We start from the raw sequence: 21,684 nt of genomic DNA on the forward strand, positions 1-21,684 counted from the left end.
ATGAATAAAATCAGGAGAGGATTTGTTGTATATTAAGTGGAGCCGCCGGGAATCGAACCCGGGTCCGGTAATCGCACTCATAGCCTTCTACGTGTGTAGTTTGCTGGCCAGATGGCTATTTTTCTGCCCCAAACGTCGTCGCAAACCACGGTTTGCAGGCATAGTTGCAGTAAAAGTCCCTAAAGCTTCCTGAAACTCAAAGCCTTAGGCAAGTCTTTTAAACGACGCTCAGCTTCTCCCCAAAGACATGAGAGAGTGAACGGAGTTGAAACTCAGCTGGTTAATCCTAGCGCGAAGCTTAGGCAGCGAGTGCAAACTCAGTGCGATTAGATTTAGCACTTATTTGGTACAGGTGGCACGTTAACGAGTGGACCCCTGCATTCTCGACACGCTTCTCTATGACGAACAGATCACCGTCGAAACCTTTTCGACCCCTTATTGAGTTATAAAACCCTGCAAGCGCACGTGACTTGCCTTATATATAGTACACGTTCCATGAGTCTTTCGCTACTGTTTTACGATTGGTCTGCTTGGCGCAGAGACGTCAATACGACCACCGTGCTCATTTTCATTATTAAGCTGTTGGATGATTTGGTCGACTTCCTTCTGCTTCGTCTCCATCGAAGTCGAGTCGCCCCACATCACTGTATATCCATTACTCATGACGGTAGTCACAGAATCCTGAGTATCCGCTGTAACGTGAGTAATAATTGTGCGATACTCAGCTTTTAACGCTGCAAGTACTGCAATTGCTTGTTTTACGGCTTGACTTTTGAGAGCATTGCGAATTGTTTTTACTTCAATAACCGGCACACCTTGTGTAGTAGCATTTTTCACAGCAATTTGCCGCGCCTTAGAATCTACGGCTACGTACGTTCGAGAATCACGTACATGAAGTATCACCGTTGGAGTCTCTTCAGTCACCGTGACTTGAAGACCATGAGGGAATTGCTTATCTACCTTCACACTTGCAACTCCCGGAATATCATCTATTTTCTTAGCAATGTCAGTATCGTTGATGACGATGAGTGATTTTCCTACTTCTGGAGTCGTATATTTCTGAACCTGTGCGACTTGCACCCACGTATGTGTACCAATGACGCGAATCTCCTGCGCCTGCAATTTCAACAATGGAGAGAAAATCAATGCCCATACTGCAAAAATCACCCCGAGTACAGTGCCGACGGTAATGCCAATGCGAATGAGCCAATACTGCCAACGTGCACGTCTCGCCTCAGCCGCGCGTTTCTTGATATTTACAACTTTGCGTCGTGGTTTAAGCTGACTTGTGCGTGTACTGTCTATAAAACTTTCATTTTCTGGTTTAAGCTGCTGAGCATCGACGATGTCAACGTTGTTCACATCACTCTTTTCATCTGCATGGAATTGAGATGAAGGAGTAGAAGAAAGCACAGAGGCGCGCACTACGCGTGTTTGGCGGGTACGCGGAGCTTTGTGCAACTCACGAGATGAATGCTCGGCATAATCATCATGGGATTCTCGTGAACTTCGCACGGTACGAGGCTTAGAATCGTTCATGAAGTTGCTCCACTATAGCGTCTGCCATCTTGGTAATAGAGCCTGCTCCGACAGTAAAGATCGCATCGCCCGGTCGCGCAGTATGAGCAAGTTGTGATGCTGCTACATTCATATCCTCTATCGCCACAATACGCTTGTCATTGATTCCCTCAGCTCGTGCTGCATCGACAATTGTCTGGGCACTCACCTCAGGCCAGTCCTTTTGGAATTCGCGTGCAGGAAAAATACCCGTCACAATAGCCTCATCTGCTAGTGAAAGTGCACGAGCAAACTCAGAAGCGAAATAGTGCGTTCTCGAGAATAGATGTGGTTGGAAAAGAACACGAATACGGCTGTGTGGATAGCGTGCTCGCGCAGCATTCATCAGTGCAGAAACCTCTGTCGGATGGTGAGCATAATCATCTACGACTGCTATGCCGTTGACGACGTCTTTGATATCGAAACGTCGTGCAGCTCCACGAAAATCATCTAACGCCCGTGCGGCATCATGAGCATCTATACCCGCCATGATTGCAGCTATCAATGCTGCAGTAGCATTGCGCACATTATGGAGTCCAGGTACCCGAATGTGCACATGTATTCGCTCGTCATGAAGACGCTTTGGCCAGCTCACAGAGAAATCCTGTCCCCCATCATCAGCAGTACTACTGTCCGCATGAATCGTGACAACCTGTGCAAAAGGAAGCTCTAATGTTTCATCCGTGGTATATACAATCGCAGCTTTTCGAACATCGTCACTCATAGATCGTACGACGCTTAACGCACCTAAATCATCTCCGCAGACAATCACGTGCTCCGTCGCGTGCATAGCATGCTCTATAAATGCCTGAGCAAAAGCCTCCTTAGAACCATAATGGTCGAGATGATCAGGCTCTACATTTGTAATCACAGCGAGCTGTGGACGATACTTTTCAAAGCTGCCGTCCGACTCGTCCGCCTCCGCAACAAGCACCGAACCTTTCCCGGCGTGACCACCATCATGTAAGCCTTCTGGAGTATGTATCGACCCGCCAATTGCAAAACTTGGATCTGCGAGTTCGCCGTGACCTGCGGATACAAAAATTTGAGAAATCATAGCGCTCGTTGTGGTTTTACCATGAGCTCCAGCTACAGTGATGGCATACTTATGCGCCATAAGCGTAGCGAGGATATCAGAGCGATGCATCACAACAATCCCCTGCTCATATGCGCTCACAATCTCAGGATTATCAGGCTTAATTGCCGACGAATACACGACGATAGAGGCACCATTGACATGTGAAGCCTCTTGACCTTCATATACGGTCGCGCCAAGAGATTCCAAACGCTGTGTCTTTGCATTCCGGGCTGCATCAGACCCAGAAACAGCTACGCCTTCTTCAAGAAGCATCTCAGCAAGTACACTCATACCAGCCCCGCCTACGCCGATGAAGTGCACGCGATTCCAATGACGAATATCAATCTGTGCGTAGTCAATCGGCTGATGCGTAGGATCAAGAACTATGCGATTCATTATTTCTCCTTTATCCATAAAGCCCTATGCGCGTGTCTTGTACTGATGTGCGATGTCTAAAGTCTTCTGCGCCATGAACTGCGCCGCGTCGCGCTTACCATAGTTCCACGCCGCCTTCCCCATCGCGCGCAATCTATCAGTGTCAGAAAGCAACGGGATGACATTATGCTCAATCCACACATCGGACAATTCTGAGTCTGGCACAATAATGCCACCACCAGCTTCTACGACGGGAAGAGCGTTTAATCGCTGCTCACCGTTGCCAATAGGCAAAGGAACGTAGACCGCTGGAATTCCTAGTGCAGTAAGTTCAGCAACAGTACCCGCTCCTGAACGGCAGATGACAAGATCGGCAGCTGCCATGACAGCATCCATACCTTCAAAATATTCGCTGACATGATAGTCACCATCAGTGCTGCCTAAGCCACTTATAACCTTCGTTCCAGCCATCGCGGATACAATCTTTTTGACATGCTCACTTTTTCCTCGACCCGTCAGATGAACGACTTGCGCATGAGACAGTAACTCGCGACTTGCATTTGCCACCGCCGTATTGATGCTTAAAGCACCAAGTGATCCACCAGTTACAGCAACTATAGGAAGCTCAGGGTCCAGTCCTAATTCTTGCGCCGCGGTGTATTTTGTAGCAGCACGGTCAACCTCTAGCGCATGCGCACGCTGAGCGATGACCTCGCGTAGCGGCAATCCCACGCGCATAACCTGGGAGTCATTCGAAGGTTTAATCCCACAATCATCGTATGTTAAGCCGACAAAATGAGCCCATCGAGCCCCAAGTTTATTTGCCATTCCAGCGGAAGCATTTTGCTCATGAATCACAAAGGGGATACCCATACGATGTGCTTGTACGTAGGCTGGCGCGGATGCATAGCCACCTACGCCCACGACGATATCTGCTTGTCTGCGCGTAAGAATCTCTCGTACCGCATTTAACTGTTTCACAAAGCGCACAGGAAAGGTAAAAGTTGCCGCGTTGAGAGTACGAGGGAAAGCTACTTTGTCAATCGTATCCAATTCAAAACCTGCACGTGGAACTAAATCAGCCTCAAGCCCTTGCGCCGTACCGATAACGCTAATGCAAGCTGTCGGCTCAATCTCACGAATTTTCTGAGCAATACTAAGCAATGGGTTGACGTGTCCCGCAGTACCGCCACCAGCAAGAACGACATGAATTGGCTGTGAAGTTTCCATAATCTCCATTATGACGTACCCATTCTACTTGTATACTATGCGCGTGCAAGCGAAGCTTTGACATCCTCCTGCTCGCGTCCTAGCCGTATACACACACCTGCTCCAATCAGACACATAATAAGTGATGAACCACCGGAAGAAATAAACGGCAGCGGTAGTCCCATCACAGGAAGCGCACCAAGGACGACGGCAATGTTGATAAATGACTGTCCCGTAAACCACACGGTAAAGCACATCAGAACAATCTGCATATACATATTTTGATGCCGCAAAGACAAATTAATTAGTGCCCATGAAAGTGTGGCAATGACTGCTATAACTGCCACTGCACCGATGAAGCCCCACTCTTCGCCGATAATTGCAAAAATATAGTCATTATCAGCAGCAGGAAGGTAGCTCCACTTCTCACGAGAATTGCCAACTCCCACACCGAAAATTCCTCCAGTCGCCAAGGCATAGTCTCCATGCAAGGACTGGAAACAAATACCCGTAGCCTGAGCAGCCTCACGTGCCGAGCACCCACCATATGTAGCAAGAATACGATTCATTCGATTCGAGTTCCCAAAAACTGCTAAAAGGGCGATGAGCGAAAATCCTAGGAGAACTCCGATACCGAGATCAAGGAGCGGAAAACCAGAAATATAAAAAGCAAAGACTCCAATGAGAGCCACAATCATCGCTGTCCCTAAATCTTTGCCTAAAATAACAAGTAAGAAACACACGAGGAAAATACCCATAGGCCATATAAAGGGGCGAATGTCATTTTTATTCGTGCGTTTTTTCGCGTGCTCCTTTGCACTCTCAATAAGAGAACGAGGCAACCAGATGCACAAAGCAAGCTTCATCACTTCAGCAGGCTGAAGGCTAATCGGCCCAAGGATGAGCCATCCTGAGTTTCCTCCGGCAGATGCTCCAAGCGGAGTTAACGTTAGCGCTTGCAACGCAATAGCTACCAGAACAGCAATAAAGCTGAACCGTTTAATAGCCTTGCTTGGAAGTATTTGAACGATGAGTAGCAATACTATACCGACAGCTGCATAGATTCCCTGACGCAGTGCCGCCTTCCACACAGGCTCATTTTCACTTGCAAGCCTCGCGATAGTGCTTGAATATACCATGACAAGACCGAAAACAGTCAAGATAGCGACACTAAAGACAAGTGTCCAGTAGCTCGCCACGGGATTCATGATAAATCTCCACCCGGCATAATCCTTACTGTCACGGTCATCCGTATGCTCAAGGCGCGATCCACGTGTAAAATGAGCAACACAGCGGTCAGGAAAACTCAGAAACTTGCCGAGTATGCCTTTAGGTACATCGCGTTTACTATTTGTTGGCATGCGTATTCACCCATTCAATCGCATACTTGGCAAATTGGTCCCCACGATCAGCGTAAGACACAAACTGGTCCATCGAAGCACACGCGGGTGCCATAAGTACCACATCTCCCGGGTCTGCTACTTGACCTGCAGCTTCTACTGCCTGCTTCATCACAGGTAAGTCAACTGATACTGAATGCGGATCGATGAAAGTCAGTGGGACATCCGGCGCCTTTGCACTAAATGCTTCACGCATTAAGGTCTGATCTTTGCCGATAATAATGGCCGCTTTCATCACATGTGCCTGCGCCTCAACCAACTCCTCAAAGTGAGCTCCCTTGGCGAGTCCTCCTGCTATCCATACGACAGACTTCTCTGGATAGGTACTCAATGATGCAGCGGCAGCATGAGCATTCGTTGCCTTAGAGTCGTCAACAAATCGAATATTAGCTTCGCCGTGTCGCCCCTCAAGTACAGCAACTGTTTGAATTCTGTGACCACTTGGTGCAAAATCTCGCAACGCCTGTATAGCTACATCTTCGTCTACCCCTGCACCAAGAGCAAGCGCCAAAGCGCACAGAGCATCTGCAAGGAGATGCGGATAGACTGTCCCGTCAGGCTCAGTAAGATGTACGAAACTGCTGATTTGCGCTACCTTTTCTGCTCGCGTAGAAAGCGCACTACGATTGATGATCCAGCCATCTTCCACTCCTATCAATCCCCTACTCGGAGAGTGTAATGTGAAGCCTACAAGCTGGCACTGTTCCCCAATCTCTCCTGTACGCTGTGCATCATGAGCGAGGCGTGCGACACACTGATCATCAGCGTTATAAACTACAACACGGCGAGCACGACGATATATTTTTGCCTTATCGTGAGCATAGTTATCAAATCCGCCGTGCCAGTCGAGATGGTCATCCGCCAAGTTCGTAATTGCGGCACAGTCGAGCTCTAATGAGTCGGTGTAATGCAGTTGGAAAGAGCTGAGTTCGATGACCATAGTGTCCACACCCGTGTCCACAACTGCAGCTGTTATAGGATTTCCAATATTTCCTACAGCGACAGCTTTCTCGTGGCTAGCATTCATTATGGCAGCAGTCATCTCAGTGGTCGTGGTCTTACCATTCGTCCCCGTAATACCGATCCAACGCTGCCCGTCTTCTTGAGAAGATGCGCTAGTTTGCACTTGATGAGTCTGCCACGCCAATTCGATATCTGACATCACAGGAACATGAGCCGCATGTGCGGATGCAATAAAGGGCGTTGATGGACTAAATCCAGGCGAGGTCACCACATAGTCAATAGATGAGAAAGAAAAGTCCGAAGAATTGATATACGCAACTGTAAAATCTGCGGGCTTACTGTCATCAGCAGTAAGCACATGCTCGCCTCGTGCAGTAAGCATATCGACCACACTCGTGCCGGATACTCCTAAACCAACCACCAGATATGTATGAGCCATGTTCTTTCTTTCCACTACCCTAATATCGTTACTCATTTGTACAACACATATATACGACGCTCAAATTCAAAATAAATTTGAGGTGATTAAATACCAGAACGCACGACCCAGTCAAGATAGAAAATGACAAGCGCTACGATGACGCAAACCATTTCAATCATCCAGAATCTGACGACTACTTTATTCTCCGACCATCCCTTGAGCTCATAGTGATGATGGATAGGAGCCATCTTAAATACGCGCGTATGGAAAACTTTGAAAGAGAAAATTTGAATAACGTCAGAAAGCGTCTCCCAGACGAAAAGTCCACCAAGGATGACGGCAAGTACCTCTGTATGCGTTGCAATGGAGAGCGCAGCAAATAGTCCGCCAAGCGCCAGCGAACCAGTATCTCCCATAAAGATGGTGGCAGGATTTGAATTAAACCACAAGAAACCGAAACATGCAGCCATAGCGCACAACGCAATAATGGCTAAATCTTGAGGATCTTGCACAGTATATGCGACAGACCCGTGCGATGGTTTCAGATGGTAGCTCTCCCACAATGCGATAACGGCAAAGCCAATAAAAGATACCATCGAGCTTCCTGAAGCAAGACCGTCGAGACCATCAGTCAGATTTGTAGCATTTGTCCACGCAGACAGAAGCAAATTCACCCAGATGATAAAGAGAATTGTCGATAATACCGTGCCGAGGGCGTCAAAACTAATCAGCGGACGTTCGATGAATGTAATTCCTGAATGCGCTGAAACTGTACCATCGGGAGCCTTAATAGTCAGAGACAAAATAGCATAAAGCGTGGCAAAGATAACTTGTCCGATGAATTTACCATGGATGCTTAACCCCTCATTTTGCTTTTTCGCCACCTTAGCAAAATCATCGATAAAACCGAGAATCCCCATAGATAGCATGACAAAAAGCACGAGCATAGCATTTACTGACGGCGTACGCCCAGAAACTATCCAGCGATACAGCGCAGAAGACAGCCACCCTAAGACGATGGCAAGGTTAATAACAATCCCGCCCATCGTCGGCGTACCACGCTTGACAAGATGGGACTGTGGTCCATCTTGACGTATGTACTGACCATAGTGGAGATCCGTGATGATACGAGTCACGATAGGTGTCCCTACGAAGGTCACAACAAGTGACACTATTAGACCAATGAGTACTGCAATCATGGATGCCGGCTCCCTATCTTCTTATTAACTCTTTCTATTAACGACTATTTCTCATTCGCATTACCTAGCCAACGCGCGGCTAACGCGCTGAGACCAGATGCGTGCGATCCCTTAAGGAGGACGACGCACTTATGCTCATGAGCACACTGCATGACAAGCTCGTGAGCTTCGTCAGTGTCTGAAACAAGGTGTACATGACTCGTCTGCGATAGTGATGCACCTTCAGAGATGCAACGTGCTAAACGCATCAGGTTCTCATCCGTTGGAGATCCCACAGCGATTACTTCATTGGCATGAGTACTGGCATAGAGTCCAATTTCGCGATGTGCTTCTTCCTCTGTCACCCCCAGCTCAAGCATAGATCCAATGACTGCCACACGATATATATCTTTATCATCGGCGTGGAGTGTGCTCAGAGCATTAAGCCCTGCACGCATGGAGTCCGGGTTAGCATTGAAAGAATCATCGATAACTGTAAAATGCGCATCTTCAACTTGCACTGACGCCATGTGCATGCGATGTTCACTTATCGATTCCATATGAGAGAGCACACTAGCCGCGATATGTTCTGGAATGTCGAGACTATAAACGACGGATAAAACAGCTAAAGCATTGTACACATTATGCTCGCCAGCTATACCTAAGCGTAAATTAAAATGAGAACCATCAGGAAGAGTAATGCTAAATTTCGGTCGATTAAAATCATCCAGCTCCGTATTTGTACCACGAAGTATGACACTTGATACCGCTGTAGAAGTTGCTGGTTTTGGTTGTAATTGCTCGTCTGCTCTGCTAAACCAAATAATGCTTGACGCTTTCGTCATCTGTGCCATCGTGCGAACATTCTCATCATCAGCGTTGAGTATCGCTACGCCATTCGTTGTCAGCGCGCGAACTATCTCGGCCTTTGCATCTCGAATGTGCTCGACACTACCAAAGCCACCAAGGTGCGCCACACCTACTTTGAGGACAATGGAAATATCTGGACGCGCAATAGTCGTAAGATAGGCGATCTCTCCTACTGCTGATGCGCCCATCTCTGCAACGAAGAAACGAGTCTTCTCATCCACCTCGAGAGCCGTGAGTGGAAGACCAATATTGTTATTAAAAGAACCCTGCGGTGCGACCGTCGGTGCAAGCTGGCTCAGCACAGCAGAAAGCATATCCTTCGTCGTGGTTTTACCTACAGAACCTGTGATACCAATGACAGTAAATTCATTCATACCGCGTTGAGCATACATGCGTCGCTTCTCTATATTTAAGCGTGCAATATCGCCCAACGCCTTGACTGTATCGTCAACAAGAAGCTGTGGAATGGGCGTACCCTCGATGAGATGATCAACTACTGCAAGTACTGCGCCATCAAGCGAACCTACAAAGTCATGACCATCTACACGCTCGCCTTTAATAGCGACGAATGCACTTCCCTCTCCTGCATGCCGAGAGTCCGTTGTCACTGATGAGATAACAATATTTGCACTATCCTCGCGTACACCGTGAACATATATCTGTCCAATACCAGCAGCGATAAGTTCCTGTCCCGAAGTCCTAATCATGGGAAACTAACCTTCATCTTTCATTTCGCGCGATAATCGTAATGCGCTCTTGATACTTCCTTTTTTTACACCAGCGGCAAGAACCATTGCCACAGCTGTGGCTATATCATAGAATTCTGCATCTTCATCCACCGGAGAATGTCCTGTAATATTCAGTGCATCGTGTACCAATTCCTTGGCTTCGGCTGATACATCAACACACGCTGTCTGCTCAGAGATATGTGCACCATATGGTTGAATGTTTTGTCGTGCAAGCTTGCGAAGTTCCCCATCAGAGTTTTTGCGAGACTCGCTTGACTGTCGTTTGAGGAAATTACGAGCGACTCTATTGGTATTTCCTCTCAATCCCCCACCCTGCGTAGATTGTTTCACCTCTGGATGAGGTACGGCATCGAGCTGGGGTACGACGTACGATTCTTTCAACGGATTGCTATAGACATCGATACTTATCTGTGTCAGTGCCTCTGTCTCGAGGACAGCATCATCAACGTGTACAATGACGGACGTGGCACCGTCTTCAGCCATGATAGCGAGCATACGTTGCACATCCAATGGCGACAGCGGAGTCTTCAACCACAGTTCACGCTCTAGGCTCACGCCTCCCCGGCTATCGATGACGCCGAGAGGATTGCCTAAATAATGCAACACGTCATAAAGCTCTCTCATAACGAATATCGAGCGAGGACCTTGTACGGCAAAAATAGCTAGAGCTTGAGAGGGATTACCTGTCAAATCTGCGCAAATTCGTGCACGATCGGAATTACGTAAATTGCCAAACAAAACTGGAATTTCTGAATCAATAGGAATTTCTACAGCTTTCGACTGTTCCGGAAGCATGAAAAATACCGCATAAGCACCTCGTCGAGCTGCTGCATGCACGATGCGAGAATCGTACTGTGATGATGGACTGAGATACAGTGCCCCTGGGGTGATATCTTCCAATTCATCTGCTACAGATGTCAAGGTTACAGCATCACTGTGAGGTGCCACAGTACTAATACCATATCGCCGCCTAATATCACCAATAGTGACATGCTCGTTTACTGATTCATTCACGCTGCTCATATTGTCTCTAGACTACCACCTAGGCATTCCTACCATTCGATAGGAATAGCGTTAGTACGTGGCTGAGATTGAGGAATTTGGTACTTCTGCATAAGGAACCACCCTACTGCTCCTACTACTGGGCCAGATGTGGCACCACCATAGTATGAACGTGCATCCTTGATGAAGACGCCGACGACAAACTTGGGATTGTCAGCTGGAAGAGCAGCGATGTAATCTGCTACGACACTCGTAAGTGCGCCCGTATCCCCCGCTACCTCTGCGGTACCCGACTTTCCTGCTACACGGTAGCCCGGCACACTCGATACACCTCTGTACTCTTCGCCGATATTTTCCATCATGTTGAGCACAGTTGAAGCTGTTTGAGCTGAGATGACACGTGTAGCTTTATTTGCGGTAGGAGTGGTATCTTTGCCATTTGCATCTGTGGATTTTTCCACGATACGCTGACCGAGACGTACTCCGCCGTTGGCAACTGTAGCGATGACGTTTGTCATCTGAAGTGCATTGACCGTGTAGCCTTGCCCGAAGAGAACTGTTTGCTGAGTACGTGTATCCCAATCCGTGTAATTCTTGAGAAGGCCAACAGATTCTCCAGGGAAATTAATTCCAGTGGATGCACCAATCCCGAAACGCGTAATGTACTGGTAGCGCTTTTCCAATGAATAATTCTGAGCAGTCATAATCGTACCTGTGTTGTACGAATTATAGAGAATGCCCGCAAGAGTGAGCTTTTGATTAGGATGATATTCAGCATCGTGATAACTCTGCCCCTGATACTCAAGCTTATAGGGCACAGTAAATCGGTCTGTAGCCTTATGAAGGCCCTCTTGAATGATGCCTGAGGCAGTAATCAGTTTCCCTGTAGAGCCTGGATCGAATGTAGCCGTCATAGCCTTTGATCCCTTTATCAATGCATCATCGGAATCTGCTGCATATTGATCACTATCGGAAATTGCGAGAATTTTTCCTGTGCTTACCTCTTGAACGACACCTATACCCCAGTCTGCATTTTGATCTTGAACCCGCTGCTTGAGTTGCTGATTCATAAACCATTGCACATCACGGTCAATGGTGAGTTTGACTGTGCCACCCTGCTTTGCTTGAGACTGTACTTTCTCCGTTCCAGGTATCTTTGCTGTTCCGTTAGTCGGATTGATTGGATTTGCCTGTTGATAAGTCTCTACTCCAGCAACCCCCTTGAGCGACGCATTTTCCATGGATTCAAGGCCAGCTACACCTGTATCCTCATCGTTAACTCCACCCAAAATTGCACCAATAAGAGTGGGATCTGAGTATACGCGCTGACTCATAAGTTCCGTGCCAACAATGGCAGAAAGATGAAGTTTATCTATCTTTCGTGCGACTTTTGGTGTCACTCCTTTTGCAACCACGACATAGCGGTTCTTGCCTGCCAACTCGGCACCGAGTTCTTGAGGATTCTGCTTTAAGACTGGTGCTAAAATCTGCGCGACAGCGTATGCACCTTTGCCTGGGACATCCTTGCCATTAATCTCATGACATGTTTTACGACGCTCTTGAGTGAGCTGGTCATATGTTGCGTCCGTCATGCTACGTGTACGTTTCACTGTGCAGGACAAAGGAGAAAAACTCTTCGCACCCACCTGATCAACGTAAATCTTGTATGCTTCTATACTTTGTGCGAGAATCTCACCATTTGTATCGACAATACTCCCGCGCATTGCTTGGACTTTCGCAGTTACAGTGCGCGAATTACTCGCTTCTTGAGCTAGCGAAGCTGCCCCAAAAATCTGAAGCCATGCTAAGCGGCCTAAACCTGCAACAATGAGGACTGCCCACACTATGATGACCGCAATAGTGCGCCGTCGTATAGTGTGAGCTTGACTCTGAATAAAGCCCGTATTTTCTTGTGCTTGTGGCGTACGCGCCATTACTGTGCGCTTCCCAAATCGATAGTCATGCTCTCAGAGCTCTCTTGCATACCAAGCTGGTTAGCACGGTTAGGAAGATCAGCTTCTAAAGCATCAAGTTTTGCACGATCTTGCTGTACATCTTGAGTGAGCTGGGATACCGTGCGCTGCGTATGAGAAATACTATACGCGTTCTCAACCATTGCAGTGCGTAGCATTAAGCTACCAAAGACACTTGCAATAAGGATGGCAACGGATACAATCACATATGCGTATGGTGCACGCCTAGTATTTGCCCACGACCAGATATGAGAGAATACGCCGGAATTATACTGTTGCTCTTCACGTGACCTCACATTGAGCTGAGGATGACCATACTGACGTTGTGACGGTTGTGATAGCCTCGTGCTACTACGACCTTGCGGGCGCATAGCGTGTGACGTTGAATCCAAGCGATGCGCGGTTGCGCTACGAGTAGCTGTCGATCGTGTCATTCTTGCTTCAGCGGCTGCCATAATGTCCCTTACTATGTCGTGTCTTGTATGCGGTTCGTGCCTTATGCGTATTTCGATTTTGTATGTTGCGCACCTTTATATTTTTCTGAGGAAAATCAAAAGCAGACGGCGGAGCAGGTCTTATCACTTCGACAGCTCTCAGCCTCACAGATGCCGATCGTGAATTCCTTGCAATCTCCGCCTCGTCAGCTTTCATTGCGCCGTGAGTTAAATCTTTTAAGTACGGCATCGCTTCTTGAGGAATGACGGGAAGGCCAACGGGTACATCTGCATGAAGCCCCCGAGACATGAAATTTTTCACGCATTTATCTTCGAGTGAGTGGTACGACTCGACTACCAAGCGGCCACCCACACTCAACGCTCGTAACGCTTGTGGAAGTGTACTTGCCAACTTGTCAAGTTCACCATTAACCTCAATGCGTAGCGCTTGGAAGACACGCTTTGCTGGATTTCCAGCGGGGCGCTTCGCTTTAGGGATGACGCGATCGACGACAGCGGTAAGCTGATGTGAAGTTTCGATAAATTCTCCACGCTCTCGCATATGCACAATTTCTCGCGCAATAGGGCTAGAAAAACGTTCTTCTCCATACTCTTTGAAGATGCGCACGAGATCTTCGTATGCGTAAGCTCTTAAGATATCTGCTGCAGTCAGCTCTTGACTTACATCCATGCGCATGTCAAGTACAGAGTCATGCGAGTATGAAAAACCACGCTCTGTTTCATCAATCTGCAAGCTTGACAGTCCCAAATCCATAAACACCGCATCCACATGGTTGATACCGTTTCTATGGAGGACATGCGTGAAATCATCAAACGCCGCATGCGCTGGGATAAACCGTTCACCCAAACCAAGATCTGCTACACGTTGCGTGGCAAGCGCTAACGCTTGTGCATCTCGATCAATTCCAATGACACGTACGCTAGGTATAGCCTTCAAAAAGCCACTCGTATGCCCAGCAAGCCCTAACGTGCAATCCACTATAACCGGAAATTCACGCCCATCTTTCTTCGCGCTCGCTTCAACATTCTGGGTAACAAGTCGCACACACTCATCAAAAAGTACTGGTACGTGTATCTCATCCGCACGTTTCTTCATAGGTGTCTCGTTTACCATGCGACATCACCTACCGGAAGCACATCATCAGCCATATCTGAATAGTCATCTTCTTGAGCAGCCAAGTAGCTTTCCCAATCCTCACGATTCCAAATCTCTGCACGCGTTCCTACTCCGATGAGTACGATGTCGTCATCCAAATGCGCATAAGTGCGCAACATGCTCGGGACCATGACACGCCCTTGTTTGTCTGGTTCTGCATCTACAGCACCCGACAAAAACACACGAAGATAGTTTCGCGCTGCTTTATTGCTGAGCGACGTGTGCTGTATCTGCTGAGCAATGCGACGAAACTCATCGTTAGGGAGCACATACACGCACCGTTCCTGCCCACGCGCCATCACACACCCGCTGCCGAGAACATCGCGCATTTTTGCGGGAATTGCTACGCGACCTTTCGCATCAATTTTTGGGGTGTACGTTCCTAAGAGCAAATCAGGAAGTGGGAGATTTTTGGCGAATTGTGGTGAATCGGTATTCTCGCCGCTTACGCCAGTATTTTCAGCCATTTCTCCTCCTTTCCTAATTTTTCGCAGTGCAGCCTTCACATACTTCTCCCCACTTTACCCCATTTCTCTCCACTTTTCCCCACGAACACGCAAAAATATAGGAAAAATTAAAAGTACTGCCATGCGAGTAGATTAGTTAGGCAGTTTTCAGCGGATTGAGGTATCGCATTCATGCCCAGCGGAGCATTACATCTTCGTTTCACGTGTGCGTATTTCTCTTTTCCAAAACAAAACTGGTAGACGCCAAGAATCACGCAAAAGCGTAGCGATGAAAAGGGTATGTGAGTGTCCGATTATTCTGAACAGATTCGTGAAGAGCAGTCCATGGTGGATGAATCTTATGCTCGACTCGATGCAATTCGAGTACAGACAAAAGCACGATTAGATGAAGTGCGTGCACGTGGAGCCCATGAATCGCCTACACAACGCTCAGAGCGAGATTCATTTGCTGCCATGTACGAAGATCGTCTTATACAGTTGCGCTCAGTCGAAGACCGCCTTGTTTTCGGACGATTGGACCACGAAGATGGCACACAACACCACATCGGACGCATCGGTCTATCCACCCCTGAGCACGAAACCATCCTCATCGACTGGCGAGCACAGGCAGCTCAACCTTTCTATGAAGCAACCCCTCAACACCATGGCGACATTGCCATGCGCCGTCACATTACTTTGAAGTTCCGAGACGTTGTCAGCATCGAGGATGAAGTACTCAATATTGATTCATCACACGTCACATCGGCATCTCAAGCTGGTACCTTGACCGGCGAAGGTGCACTACTCGCCTCACTCTCTAGCCGACGTACCGGAAGGATGACGGATATCGTCGCCACCATTCAAGGCGAGCAGGACCGTATCATTCGTTCACCCCTCAACCGACCTCTCGTCGTCCAGGGCGGACCAGGAACAGGCAAGACAGCCGTGGCACTTCATCGCGCTGCATACTTGCTCTATACACATCGACAAACTCTCCAACGTTCCGGCGTACTCATCGTAGGACCATCTCCTGCGTTTTTGCACTATATTGATCAAGTCTTGCCTTCTTTAGGAGAGACAGGCGTCATTTCACGCACGATAGGAAATCTCCTCCCCGGTATTCACGCTACCGCCGTTGACGATCCTTACGCCGCGCGGATCAAAGGCGACCGCCGCATGGTCAAGGCAATTGCCAATGCCGCGGCCTCTCGCATCCGCGTTCCTTCAGCACTTCCTGTCTTGAAAATTAACGGAGTACGTGTCGCTGTCACACGCACTGACATTGAGCAAGCACAAAACGATGCACGTCGCACACACCAGCCGCACAATATCGCTCGTAAGACTTTTATCAAATCTATGATTTCTCTGTTAACCGTACGATACAAAGAAGGTCTCGATTATGAACCTGAATATTCCGAAGTACATAACGCACAAGAGACATTGCGCATGAGCGAAACCCTGCGTAAAACTTTGAATACAGCGTGGCTTCCTATGAATGCTCAGTGGCTGATCAACGATATGTTCTCCAAGCCTCATCGTCTCAAGCAGTTCGCTCCATGGCTAGATGACAATCAAATACGCGAAGTTATACGTCCTACTGGAAGCAAGTTCACTATATCGGACATCCCACTTATAGATGAGGCTCTCGAAGTTCTCGGACCAGATCCGCATGAGCAGGAGCTCATAGAGGCACGTAATTCAAGAACCACATCTGACGAGAAATACATCAATGACATGATGAGTTCCATGGGCTTAAGCGGTTCAGGAGTAAGCGCTCGGACCGTCTTAGCACACATGGAAGATACTGATGACCTGACATTGTCTGAACGTGCTGGAGCAGATCGTGAATGGACATACGGACATATAGTGGTAGATGAAGCTCAGGAACTCACCGCCATGGACTGGCGTATGCTTATCCGTCGTTGCCCTTCTCATTCCTTTACTATTGTCGGAGATGTCGCGCAGACTTCTGCTCTAGGTGGCACTCACTCGTGGAATACTATGCTTGACCGCGTATTTGGTACAGATGCTTGGGATATCAACGAGCTAACCGTCGATTATCGAAATCCACAAGAGGTTTCCGATACCGCAGGGAATTTTGCAGCCTCAGAAGGACTCTATATTTCCACAGTAAACGCAGTCCGCACTGTGCCCGATAGCGTTGAGCGAAAAACGTTCACAACCATACACTCAGCAATTGACTCGACTATCAACCATGCGATTGACTTAATTACTACGTATGTATCCTCCGACGGATCAGGAAGAGTAGCGATTATTTGCGACACCGAGATACGAGATGAGATTGACAAACGTCTACGTATATCTATGCGTAACTCCGACCGAATCTCCGATGCAGAATTCAATAGATTGACGTCACAACCAGCTTGGGATGCGCAGATTGGCGTTTACAACCCTACCGAAGTTAAAGGCCTAGAGTTTGATGCAGTCGTACTGTGTGAGCCAGGTCTTATCTCTTCCAATAGTCCATCACGCCTTTCTGCTGCTGCTGATTTATATGTAGCGATGACACGCCCTACACAAAAATTGGTCATTATCCAAACAGAAGAAGATAAGGAACGTATCTCTCTCTAATATTAGTGCTATGGTTAAGGCACTTTTATTAGAGAATATCCATCCTCTCGCTGCAGACTTCTTACGCAGCCAAGGAATTGATGTAGAAACTCGTTCTGGCGCACTTGATGAAGACGAGCTTATCACAGCACTTCAAGATGTCGAATTACTTGGCATTCGCTCAAAAACTAATGTCACACAGAGAGTACTTGACAATGCTCCGAATCTTAATGCAGTGGGCTGTTTCTCCATTGGAACAAATCAAGTTAATCTTACGCATGCTGCACATAAAGGTGTAGCCGTATTTAATGCTCCTTACTCGAATACCCGCTCCGTTGTCGAACTTGTCATATCCGATATCATCGCATTGATGCGTCGCGTCCCAGAGCATACTCTTTCTATCCGTGAACACACATGGGACAAGACAGCAAAAAAATCTCATGAAGTTCGCGGAAAGACGTTAGGAATCATCGGATATGGAAATATCGGCTCACAGGTTTCTGTACTCGCCGAGGCAATGGGCATGAGAGTACTTTTTTACGATCTCGAAGAAAAGTTAGCTCTCGGTAATGCTGTCCGCGCTAACTCACTTGAAGAGCTTCTTCGCTCCAGCGACGCAGTTACATTGCATGTCGACGGGCGTAAATCTAATGCAGGTATGTTTGGCGAAAAGTATTTCAGCCTTATGAAGCAGGACGCCATATTCCTTAACCTATCGCGCGGCTTTGTCATGGACGCACAAGCACTTTACAACCATCTCAAGTCCGAACATTTGAGCGGCGCAGCAGTTGATGTTTTTCCCACCGAGCCTAAGAAAGTGGGCGATGAGTTCGACACGCCACTTGCGACCATTCCCAATGTCATTCTCACTCCTCATGTAGGAGGTTCTACACTCGAAGCTCAGAAGTCCATTGGCAAGTTCGTCTCGCATAAGCTTTTTGACTACCTTACGCAAGGCAACACGTCACTATCTGTCAATATGCCAAACCTTAATGTGGCAACTCGAGAAGAAATTACACGGAATACCTTGGCAACACGTGATGTCACAGCTCAACAAGCTGAGGATACTGGCACTTTTACCCGCATCACGCATTTACACGATAATCTGCCAGGTATCTTGGCTAAATTGAACAACGTATTGTCTGACAATAATCTCAATATAGTCGCTCAATCTCTTGCCACAGATGGGCAGCTTGGATACGTCGTGACAGATGTAGCAGGCAAGCTCAGCGAAGCTGACATTCAGGCAGTGCAAGACATACCTGGTACGATTCGCATACATGTCATGAGTTAATACACAAAACTCTCGATACCTAAAAATTGAAACGAGAAATGTGAGCCTAGTACATTCCAGGCTCACACTAGTTTTGACCACTAATTTTGACGTGCAGCTTTTAACTTTGCAATAGCATTGGAATAGTCGTCTAGATTATTAAAATGCTGATACACCGAAGCAAAACGCATATAGGCCACCTCATCGAGCTGCCGTAGTGGCTCCAGAATGGCCAAGCCTACTTCTTCAGCTTTGACTTCAGAGACGCCTCTTGAGCGAAGGTCACGCTCAACATCTTCGCCAAGTTGTTTGAGAGATTCTTCATTGATAGGTAATCCTTGGCATGCTTTGCGTACGCCAGAAATTACTTTCTCTCGGTTAAATAACTCCGAATTCCCACTACGCTTAACCACCATAAGTACCATGCTCTCTTGTGTCGTAAAACGTTTAGAACACTTAATACATTCACGGCGACGCCTAATGGTATACCCATCTTCACTTACGCGCGTATCAATAACCTTAGTATCTGGGCTCTGGCAAAAAGGACAATGCATATCCTTAAGAATATCAGATACCGTGTTTATGCTTCAGGAACAAGTAAGCTCTGCCCCGCCTCTAGATTATCGGCATTCAAATGATTGATTTGCTTGATCATATCCATTGTGTCATAAATATCTCCGTCCCGTGGCGTAATACGTTGCGCATAACTCCACAAAGTATCACCCGGTTGTACTGTATAGCTCACTAAGTTATCGCTATCATAACTAACTTCAGCACTCGCATGTGGCATAACGAAGACAGCACCCACAGCAATGACTGTAACTACAGCAGCGAGAAGAGCAGCCCACTTTGACTTATACAATGGAGCACATTCTGCATTATGAGAGCCTTGCTCACTTTTCTCTACCATTAAGTCTACCATAGCGATTCCTTTCATCGAACATTTGTTCTATCGAACGTATGTTCTAATACTCGCACACTTGTTCGACAAAGTAAAAGAATATTTTCGAACATCTGTTTGCCTTTACGAGAAATTCACGATAGAGTAGAAAGTACGATGGAAGGAATATCATGAGCACCACACCGCTAAGCAGGAGCACACACAGTACTAACGGCGAAAACTCAGAACTTGCAAACCTTACGCCGCGTCAGGCGCAAATTTATAATGCAATTCGGCATCATATAGCTGACCATGGTTTCGCACCAACATTACGTGAAATTGGTACTCTTGTCGGTTTAAAGAGTCCTTCCTCCGTTAAACATCAAATCGAAGTTCTCGAGGATTTCGGACTCTTACGCGTCAACGCTGGTAAGGGTCGCGCCATTGAACTCATAGAGACTTCTGCAACAAATCCAGTCGAAACAGTAAAGTCACCTTCAGCAAGGTCAGACTCTGCAAAAAACACCACACACACTGCTCAGATATACCCGTTCCCCACCCAGAACTTACCAGTAGAAGAGATGAGCGAATCCATCGCGCAGTCTCGCGATATACCGCTCGTAGGACGCATTGCCGCAGGCATACCTATCACAGCAGAACAGCATATCGACGATGTCATGCGCCTGCCTGAACGCCTTACAGGGAGTGGAAACCTCTTCATGCTTGAGGTCCACGGAGATTCTATGATTGATGCTGCCATCTGCGACGGTGACTTCGTTGTCGTGCGAGAGCAGAACACTGCCCATAACGGTGATATTGTCGCCGCCCTACTCGACGACGAAGCTACAGTAAAAACTTTAAGAAAAGATAACGGGCACGTTTGGCTTATGCCTCATAATCCAGCCTATTCCCCTATTGATGGCACTCATGCAAAAATTATGGGAAAAGTCGTAACCGTACTACGAAAAATATAACCTTGTAATCTACGCGAGAAATAGTAATAAATAGTTGGTGGAGACCTCCTAAGAAAGTCTCCACCAATTATTTATTACGTAAGCTACCTAAGCGACAATTAAATTAGAAACCAAACTGTGCCGCAGTTGCTTTTAACGTCTCCGCAGAACGAGTCAGAGCTGCAAGCTCACCGTCACTCAATGGAGTGTTAAGGCGAGTATTCACACCGCTACGGTTTAATACGCTTGGGACAGACAAGCATACATCAGAAATACCATGGAAATTATCCAGCAAAGATGACACTGGAAGAATACGGTTAGAATCCTTCAAAATAGACTCAACGATATCAACAGCAGACATACCGATAGCGTAGTTCGTAGCACCCTTACCATCGATAATCTTGTATGCCGCATTCTTGACATCCTGATGAATCTTCTCACGGACCTCAGCAGTCAATGGTTCATGACCGTCAAGCGGAGTCCAGTCAAGCATAGGAACACCACCGATGGTAGCAGAAGACCACAAAGCCACTTCAGAATCACCATGCTCACCTGCAATATATGCATGAACATTCTTTACATTAACGCCAGTCTGCTCTGCGATAAGGAAACGAAGACGAGCAGAATCAAGGTTTGTACCAGAGCCGAACATCTGATTTGCTGGAAGACCCGAAAGCTTCAAAGCAACCTGTGTCACTACATCCACTGGATTAGTGATAAGTACATAAATTGCATTTGGCGCAACTTTGACGACATCAGGGATGATGTGCTTCATAATGTTGATGGTCGCGCCCGCAAGGTCAAGACGAGACTGACCTGGCTGCTGACGTGCACCTGCAGTGATAACAACGACATCAGCATCACGACAAATCTCGACATCATCAGAACCATCAATAGAAACTGTCGGATAGAAACTCGACCCATGCTGCATATCGAGAACTTCAGCCTCAACGCGCTTTAAATTAATATCCTCAAGCACAATCTCACGAGCGATACCGCGCTGTGCTGCCGCAAATGCGACGGTAGAACCTACAGCGCCTGCGCCGATGATAGCAAGCTTAGTTGGCTTAACTGGCGAAAATGCCATTCTGGAACCCTTCTTTCATGGATAATTCTTCGTCCATAAGAAATGAATTTTCGATACCTAAGAATACTCGACCCGCTCTACTTCCCAC

The 21,684-nt window shown here is 47.4% G+C and carries 18 protein-coding genes and 1 other RNA gene; 3 read left to right on the forward strand and 16 right to left on the reverse strand.

Annotated elements, in window-relative coordinates:
* Nucleotides 1-34 precede the first annotated feature (34 nt).
* The 13 genes from ssrA to mraZ all read right to left on the reverse strand — a co-directional run bounded on the left by ssrA (nucleotide 35) and on the right by mraZ (nucleotide 14,853).
* Nucleotides 35-435, reverse strand: a transfer-messenger RNA (tmRNA) gene (ssrA, locus tag ACFQY8_RS05310).
* Nucleotides 436-507: 72 nt separating this feature from the next.
* Nucleotides 508-1,539 carry a cell division protein FtsQ/DivIB gene (locus ACFQY8_RS05315; RefSeq protein ID WP_377938852.1) on the reverse strand — a complete coding sequence of 344 codons (1,032 nt, stop codon included), beginning with the start codon at nucleotides 1,537-1,539 and terminating at the stop codon, nucleotides 508-510.
* A complete protein-coding gene (murC, locus tag ACFQY8_RS05320; RefSeq protein ID WP_377938853.1) occupies nucleotides 1,526-3,031 on the reverse strand; it encodes a UDP-N-acetylmuramate--L-alanine ligase in 1,506 nt (501 codons plus the stop codon). Before murC ends, ACFQY8_RS05315 begins: the two co-directional genes overlap by 14 nt.
* A gap of 24 nt (nucleotides 3,032-3,055) precedes the next feature.
* Nucleotides 3,056-4,240, reverse strand: a complete 1,185-nt coding sequence (locus ACFQY8_RS05325; protein WP_377938854.1) for a UDP-N-acetylglucosamine--N-acetylmuramyl-(pentapeptide) pyrophosphoryl-undecaprenol N-acetylglucosamine transferase — start codon at nucleotides 4,238-4,240, stop codon at nucleotides 3,056-3,058.
* Between the two features lie 35 nt (nucleotides 4,241-4,275).
* Nucleotides 4,276-5,580, reverse strand: a complete 1,305-nt coding sequence (locus ACFQY8_RS05330; protein ID WP_377938855.1) for an FtsW/RodA/SpoVE family cell cycle protein — start codon at nucleotides 5,578-5,580, stop codon at nucleotides 4,276-4,278.
* Nucleotides 5,567-7,021 (reverse strand): UDP-N-acetylmuramoyl-L-alanine--D-glutamate ligase, encoded by a 1,455-nt coding sequence (gene murD / locus ACFQY8_RS05335; RefSeq protein WP_377938856.1) that lies wholly within the window; start codon nucleotides 7,019-7,021, stop codon nucleotides 5,567-5,569. Before murD ends, ACFQY8_RS05330 begins: the two co-directional genes overlap by 14 nt.
* An 86-nt stretch (nucleotides 7,022-7,107) precedes the next feature.
* The gene (mraY, locus tag ACFQY8_RS05340; RefSeq protein ID WP_377938857.1) at nucleotides 7,108-8,202 is read right to left on the reverse strand and encodes a phospho-N-acetylmuramoyl-pentapeptide-transferase; all 1,095 of its coding nucleotides are present in this window, start codon (nucleotides 8,200-8,202) and stop codon (nucleotides 7,108-7,110) included.
* 44 nt (nucleotides 8,203-8,246) lie between these two features.
* The gene (locus ACFQY8_RS05345; RefSeq protein ID WP_377938858.1) at nucleotides 8,247-9,758 is read right to left on the reverse strand and encodes a UDP-N-acetylmuramoyl-tripeptide--D-alanyl-D-alanine ligase; all 1,512 of its coding nucleotides are present in this window, start codon (nucleotides 9,756-9,758) and stop codon (nucleotides 8,247-8,249) included.
* A 6-nt stretch (nucleotides 9,759-9,764) separates the two neighbouring features.
* A complete protein-coding gene (locus tag ACFQY8_RS05350) occupies nucleotides 9,765-10,814 on the reverse strand; it encodes a hypothetical protein (protein WP_377938859.1) in 1,050 nt (349 codons plus the stop codon).
* 38 nt (nucleotides 10,815-10,852) lie between these two features.
* Nucleotides 10,853-12,736 (reverse strand): peptidoglycan D,D-transpeptidase FtsI family protein, encoded by a 1,884-nt coding sequence (locus tag ACFQY8_RS05355; protein WP_377938860.1) that lies wholly within the window; start codon nucleotides 12,734-12,736, stop codon nucleotides 10,853-10,855.
* On the reverse strand, nucleotides 12,736-13,230 hold the full coding sequence (locus ACFQY8_RS05360) for a hypothetical protein (protein WP_377938861.1): 495 nt from the start codon (nucleotides 13,228-13,230) through the stop codon (nucleotides 12,736-12,738). The genes ACFQY8_RS05355 and ACFQY8_RS05360 overlap by 1 nt, the downstream gene beginning before the upstream one ends.
* Complete coding sequence (gene rsmH / locus ACFQY8_RS05365; protein WP_377938862.1) at nucleotides 13,217-14,344, reverse strand: 16S rRNA (cytosine(1402)-N(4))-methyltransferase RsmH; 1,128 nt, start codon at nucleotides 14,342-14,344, stop codon at nucleotides 13,217-13,219. Before rsmH ends, ACFQY8_RS05360 begins: the two co-directional genes overlap by 14 nt.
* Nucleotides 14,338-14,853 (reverse strand): division/cell wall cluster transcriptional repressor MraZ, encoded by a 516-nt coding sequence (gene mraZ / locus ACFQY8_RS05370; RefSeq protein WP_377938863.1) that lies wholly within the window; start codon nucleotides 14,851-14,853, stop codon nucleotides 14,338-14,340. Before mraZ ends, rsmH begins: the two co-directional genes overlap by 7 nt.
* A 285-nt stretch (nucleotides 14,854-15,138) precedes the next feature.
* Between mraZ and ACFQY8_RS05375 the strand changes: the two genes are divergently transcribed.
* Both ACFQY8_RS05375 and serA read left to right on the forward strand, forming a co-directional pair.
* Nucleotides 15,139-17,424 carry a HelD family protein gene (locus tag ACFQY8_RS05375; RefSeq protein WP_377938864.1) on the forward strand — a complete coding sequence of 762 codons (2,286 nt, stop codon included), beginning with the start codon at nucleotides 15,139-15,141 and terminating at the stop codon, nucleotides 17,422-17,424.
* Nucleotides 17,425-17,434: 10 nt separating this feature from the next.
* The gene (serA, locus tag ACFQY8_RS05380; protein WP_377938865.1) at nucleotides 17,435-18,697 is read left to right on the forward strand and encodes a phosphoglycerate dehydrogenase; all 1,263 of its coding nucleotides are present in this window, start codon (nucleotides 17,435-17,437) and stop codon (nucleotides 18,695-18,697) included.
* An 80-nt stretch (nucleotides 18,698-18,777) separates the two neighbouring features.
* On the opposite strand, the gene nrdR is transcribed toward serA, so the two are convergent.
* A complete protein-coding gene (nrdR, locus tag ACFQY8_RS05385) occupies nucleotides 18,778-19,230 on the reverse strand; it encodes a transcriptional regulator NrdR (RefSeq protein WP_377938866.1) in 453 nt (150 codons plus the stop codon).
* Between the two features lie 26 nt (nucleotides 19,231-19,256).
* Nucleotides 19,257-19,598: a LysM peptidoglycan-binding domain-containing protein gene (locus ACFQY8_RS05390; RefSeq protein WP_377938867.1), complete on the reverse strand. Its 342-nt coding sequence runs from the start codon at nucleotides 19,596-19,598 to the stop codon at nucleotides 19,257-19,259.
* A gap of 149 nt (nucleotides 19,599-19,747) precedes the next feature.
* Between ACFQY8_RS05390 and lexA the strand changes: the two genes are divergently transcribed.
* Complete coding sequence (gene lexA, locus ACFQY8_RS05395; RefSeq protein WP_377938868.1) at nucleotides 19,748-20,530, forward strand: transcriptional repressor LexA; 783 nt, start codon at nucleotides 19,748-19,750, stop codon at nucleotides 20,528-20,530.
* Nucleotides 20,531-20,633: 103 nt separating this feature from the next.
* Here the strand turns inward: lexA and ACFQY8_RS05400 are convergent, their stop codons facing one another.
* On the reverse strand, nucleotides 20,634-21,596 hold the full coding sequence (locus tag ACFQY8_RS05400; RefSeq protein WP_377938869.1) for an L-lactate dehydrogenase: 963 nt from the start codon (nucleotides 21,594-21,596) through the stop codon (nucleotides 20,634-20,636).
* Nucleotides 21,597-21,684 lie beyond the last annotated feature (88 nt).

It is taken from the genome of Alloscardovia venturai (assembly GCF_042676605.1).
GTDB classification, from domain to species: domain Bacteria; phylum Actinomycetota; class Actinomycetes; order Actinomycetales; family Bifidobacteriaceae; genus Alloscardovia; species Alloscardovia venturai.

What these genes read in the sequence shown, in the direction of transcription:
- lexA (WP_377938868.1), top strand. Translation starts at nt 19,748, where the DNA reads ATGAGCACCACACCGCTAAGCAGGAGCACACACAGTACTAACGGCGAA.
- murD (WP_377938856.1), bottom strand. Translation starts at nt 7,021, where the DNA reads ATGGCTCATACATATCTGGTGGTTGGTTTAGGAGTATCCGGCACGAGT.
- ACFQY8_RS05330 (WP_377938855.1), bottom strand. Translation starts at nt 5,580, where the DNA reads ATGCCAACAAATAGTAAACGCGATGTACCTAAAGGCATACTCGGCAAG.
- ACFQY8_RS05360 (WP_377938861.1), bottom strand. Translation starts at nt 13,230, where the DNA reads ATGGCAGCCGCTGAAGCAAGAATGACACGATCGACAGCTACTCGTAGC.
- murC (WP_377938853.1), bottom strand. Translation starts at nt 3,031, where the DNA reads ATGAATCGCATAGTTCTTGATCCTACGCATCAGCCGATTGACTACGCA.
- nrdR (WP_377938866.1), bottom strand. Translation starts at nt 19,230, where the DNA reads ATGCATTGTCCTTTTTGCCAGAGCCCAGATACTAAGGTTATTGATACG.
- ACFQY8_RS05345 (WP_377938858.1), bottom strand. Translation starts at nt 9,758, where the DNA reads ATGATTAGGACTTCGGGACAGGAACTTATCGCTGCTGGTATTGGACAG.
- mraZ (WP_377938863.1), bottom strand. Translation starts at nt 14,853, where the DNA reads ATGGCTGAAAATACTGGCGTAAGCGGCGAGAATACCGATTCACCACAA.
- ACFQY8_RS05390 (WP_377938867.1), bottom strand. Translation starts at nt 19,598, where the DNA reads ATGGTAGACTTAATGGTAGAGAAAAGTGAGCAAGGCTCTCATAATGCA.
- ACFQY8_RS05315 (WP_377938852.1), bottom strand. Translation starts at nt 1,539, where the DNA reads ATGAACGATTCTAAGCCTCGTACCGTGCGAAGTTCACGAGAATCCCAT.
- serA (WP_377938865.1), top strand. Translation starts at nt 17,435, where the DNA reads ATGGTTAAGGCACTTTTATTAGAGAATATCCATCCTCTCGCTGCAGAC.
- ACFQY8_RS05400 (WP_377938869.1), bottom strand. Translation starts at nt 21,596, where the DNA reads ATGGCATTTTCGCCAGTTAAGCCAACTAAGCTTGCTATCATCGGCGCA.
- ACFQY8_RS05355 (WP_377938860.1), bottom strand. Translation starts at nt 12,736, where the DNA reads ATGGCGCGTACGCCACAAGCACAAGAAAATACGGGCTTTATTCAGAGT.
- rsmH (WP_377938862.1), bottom strand. Translation starts at nt 14,344, where the DNA reads ATGGTAAACGAGACACCTATGAAGAAACGTGCGGATGAGATACACGTA.
- mraY (WP_377938857.1), bottom strand. Translation starts at nt 8,202, where the DNA reads ATGATTGCAGTACTCATTGGTCTAATAGTGTCACTTGTTGTGACCTTC.
- ACFQY8_RS05325 (WP_377938854.1), bottom strand. Translation starts at nt 4,240, where the DNA reads ATGGAAACTTCACAGCCAATTCATGTCGTTCTTGCTGGTGGCGGTACT.